At 63.6% G+C, this 3,337-nt stretch carries 4 protein-coding genes; all 4 read left to right on the top strand.

Annotated elements, in window-relative coordinates:
• Window positions 1-845, top strand: an 845-nt coding sequence (locus BFP96_RS23370; RefSeq protein ID WP_305885263.1) for a DNA polymerase III subunit gamma/tau C-terminal domain-containing protein, incomplete at its 5' end; no start/stop codon positions are given.
• Window positions 846-888: 43 nt separating this feature from the next.
• Entirely contained in the window at window positions 889-1,227 is a 339-nt protein-coding gene (locus BFP96_RS23365; protein ID WP_057721228.1) for a YbaB/EbfC family nucleoid-associated protein, read from the top strand.
• A gap of 215 nt (window positions 1,228-1,442) precedes the next feature.
• On the top strand, window positions 1,443-2,477 hold the full coding sequence (locus BFP96_RS23360) for an NADP-dependent oxidoreductase (protein ID WP_065937101.1): 1,035 nt from the start codon (window positions 1,443-1,445) through the stop codon (window positions 2,475-2,477).
• 66 nt (window positions 2,478-2,543) lie between these two features.
• Window positions 2,544-3,146: a recombination mediator RecR gene (gene recR, locus BFP96_RS23355; protein ID WP_014719453.1), complete on the top strand. Its 603-nt coding sequence runs from the start codon at window positions 2,544-2,546 to the stop codon at window positions 3,144-3,146.
• The last annotated feature ends 191 nt before the right edge of the window (window positions 3,147-3,337 follow it).

The raw sequence follows: 3,337 nt of genomic DNA, 5'->3' as shown, positions 1-3,337 counted from the left end.
TGGTTGCCGCCCCGGAGGCCGAGCCTGAAGCGCTGATCGAGGCTGAGCCTGAGCCGGAGCCGCAAATCGCCCCGGTGGTGGATCTGCCCTGGAACGACCCGGTTGAAGCGCCCGCTGAGCCCGAGCAACAGCCCGTCGTGGAGCCGGTACTGGACACCACCGGCGAGCAGCCCGAACTGACGCCAATGCCCGCGCCGACCCCGGACAGCGTAGTGCTGGATGCGCCGGAGTGGGTATCGGCGCCGGTGCCGGAGCCGACCGTGGCTCAGGTCGAGGCGGCCACGCCCGGCATCGACCTCGACGATGAACCGCCGCTGGACGAAGACTACATCGAGCCGGACATGGATTCGGCCTACAGCTACCTGGACGAACTCGCCAGCGAACACACCGCCGAACCAGCCCCCGAGCCGGAAGTGGAGCCCGCTGCGGCACCGGCCACCGGCCTGGCCCTGCAATGGCTGGAATTGTTTCCAAAGTTGCCGATCTCCGGCATGACCGGCAGTATCGCCGCCAACTGCACGTTGATTGCCATCGACGGCGACCACTGGCTGCTGCACCTGGACCCGGCCCACAGCGCCCTGTTCAATGCCACCCAGCAGCGCCGTCTGAACGACGCGCTCAACCAGTACCATGGGCGCACGCTGACCATTGCCATCGAGCTGATCAAGCCCGAGCAGGAAACCCCGGCCCAGGCTGCAACGCGTCGACGCCTGAACCGCCAGCGCGATGCGGAGGCGTCGATCCAGGCTGATCCGCTTATCCAACAAATGATGCAACAGTTCGGTGCGGTCGTCCGTCACGATACTATTGAACCTGTCGAAGCCCCGGCGCCCCAGGCGTCATGAACCGGGCGACTCTTTTGATCCACGTACTTTTGAGGTGATTCCTATGATGAAAGGTGGCATGGCCGGCCTGATGAAGCAGGCGCAGCAGATGCAGGAAAAGATGGCCAAGATGCAGGAAGAACTGGCCAACGCCGAAGTCACCGGTAAAGCCGGTGGCGATATGGTCAGCGTGGTGATGACCGGTCGTCACGACATCAAGCGCGTCAGCATCGACCCAAGCCTGCTCGAAGGCGTCAGCGATGACGACCGTGAAGTGCTGGAAGACCTGTTCGCCGCTGCCGTCAACGACGCGGTGCGCAAGATCGAAGCCAGCAGCCAGGAAAAAATGGGCGGCATGACCGCCGGCATGCAACTGCCACCGGGCATGAAGCTGCCGTTCTGATCGGCAGGCTTTAGCTGCACTCCAATGCCAGGCCTCGTGCCTGGCATTTTTGTTTGTGCCTGGTGATCGTTCCCACGCTCTGCGTGGTAACGCCGCCAGGGACGCGGAGCGTCACGAGGATGCATTCCCACGCAGAGCATGGGAACGATCTGAACCCCAACCGCCTCCCGATGGTCTGCACCCTATACCGATGCATTCGCTAAAGGAGCCCCTTCATGCCTCAAGAATCCACACTGAACCAACGCATTGTGCTGGTCTCACGCCCTCAAGGCGCGCCGACCCCGGAAAACTTCCGCCTCGAACGCGTAAACCTGCCAGAGCTGGCCGACGGCCAGGTGCTGCTCAAGACACTCTACCTGTCGCTGGACCCTTATATGCGCGGACGCATGAGCGACGCGCCGTCGTACGCAGCGCCCGTGGAAATCGACGAGGTGATGACCGGTGGCGCAGTCAGCCGTGTCGAGCAATCACGCAACCCGAAATTCGAGGTGGGCGACCTGGTGGTCGGTTCCACCGGCTGGCAAAGCCACAGTATCTCTGATGGCCGCAACCTGATGCCGGTGCCCAACGGCCTGGCCAGCCCGTCGATGGCCCTGGGGGTGCTGGGCATGCCCGGTATGACGGCTTACATGGGCCTGATGGACATCGGCCAGCCCAAGGCCGGTGAAACCCTGGTCGTGGCCGCGGCCTCCGGCGCAGTGGGCTCGGTGGTGGGCCAGGTGGCCAAGCTCAAGGGCTTGCGCGTAGTGGGCGTTGCCGGCGGTGCGGACAAGTGCCGCTACGTGGTCGATGAGCTGGGTTTCGATGCCTGCATCGACCACAAGAGCGAACACTTTGCCGACGAGCTGGCCCAGGCCTGCTTCAATGGCGTCGACATCTATTTCGAGAACGTCGGCGGCAAGGTGTTCGATGCCGTGATGCCGTTGTTCAACCCCAAGGCGCGGGTGCCCCTGTGCGGGCTGATCGCCGGGTATAACGCCCACGAGGCGCCAAGCGGCCCGGATCGTCTGCCGGCGCTGCAGCGCACCTTGCTGACCAAGCGTGTGCGCATCCAGGGCTTTATCGTGTTTGACGACTACGGTGATCGCCAGCCGGAGTTCCTCAGCGCCATGGCGCCCTGGGTTCGCGAGGGCAAGATCAAGTTCCGCGAAGACGTGGTCGACGGCCTGGAGCAAGCGCCCGAAGCGTTTATCGGTTTGCTCGAGGGGCGCAACTTCGGCAAGTTGGTCGTGCGCGTCGCGCAGGATTGAGCATTTGACGCTAATCCGAGGCGCGGGTATAAACCGCGTCTCGTTGTTTTGTCGGACCCTTCGCCCATGAGCTTCAGCCCCCTGATTCGCCAACTGATCGACGCCCTGCGTACCTTGCCGGGCGTGGGCCAGAAAACTGCCCAGCGTATGGCGCTGCAACTGCTGGAGCGTGATCGCAGCGGCGGCACTCGTCTGGCCCAGGCCCTGAGCCAGGCCATGGAAGGCGTGGGCCACTGTCGCCAATGCCGCACCCTGACCGAAGAAGAACTCTGCCCGCAATGCGCCGACCCTCGTCGCGACGACACGCTGCTGTGCGTGGTGGAGGGGCCAATGGATGTGTATGCGGTGGAGCAGACCGGCTACCGCGGGCGTTACTTCGTGCTCAAGGGCCACCTGTCGCCGCTTGATGGCCTGGGGCCGGAAGCCATCGGCATTCCGCAACTGGTGGCGCGGATCGAAGAACAGGGCACCTTCACCGAGGTGATCCTGGCGACCAATCCTACCGTTGAAGGCGAAGCGACGGCGCATTACATCGCCCAGTTGCTGACCAACAAGGGGCTGATCACCTCACGTATTGCCCATGGCGTGCCACTGGGTGGCGAGCTTGAACTGGTCGACGGCGGCACCCTGGCGCACTCGTTCGCCGGCCGCAAGCCAATCGCCCTCTAAAGCCACAGCAGGACAAACTGTGGGAGGGAGCATAGGTATCTACACAACTCTGCAGCGCTCACCCGTAACCACGATGCGAAGCGAGCCGCCCTTGATCTTGATCTTGATCTCAGGCGCCCCGTTAAACCACGCTGGCCGAACGCAGGCTTGAATCCGTGGGTAACCCGGCAGGACGCCGGGTTAGCCGCACT

The sequence above is a fragment of the Pseudomonas sp. 34 E 7 genome, assembly GCF_900005715.1.
GTDB classification, from domain to species: Bacteria; Pseudomonadota; Gammaproteobacteria; order Pseudomonadales; family Pseudomonadaceae; genus Aquipseudomonas; species Aquipseudomonas orientalis_A.
Note: the sequence above shows the minus strand (reverse complement) of the source record. Positions and strands in the feature narration are given on the sequence as shown.

Bases quoted from the DNA above. Each gene is read 5' to 3' on its own strand.
- recR (WP_014719453.1), top strand. From the start codon at position 2,544: ATGAGCTTCAGCCCCCTGATTCGCCAACTGATCGACGCCCTGCGTACC.
- BFP96_RS23365 (WP_057721228.1), top strand. From the start codon at position 889: ATGATGAAAGGTGGCATGGCCGGCCTGATGAAGCAGGCGCAGCAGATG.
- BFP96_RS23360 (WP_065937101.1), top strand. From the start codon at position 1,443: ATGCCTCAAGAATCCACACTGAACCAACGCATTGTGCTGGTCTCACGC.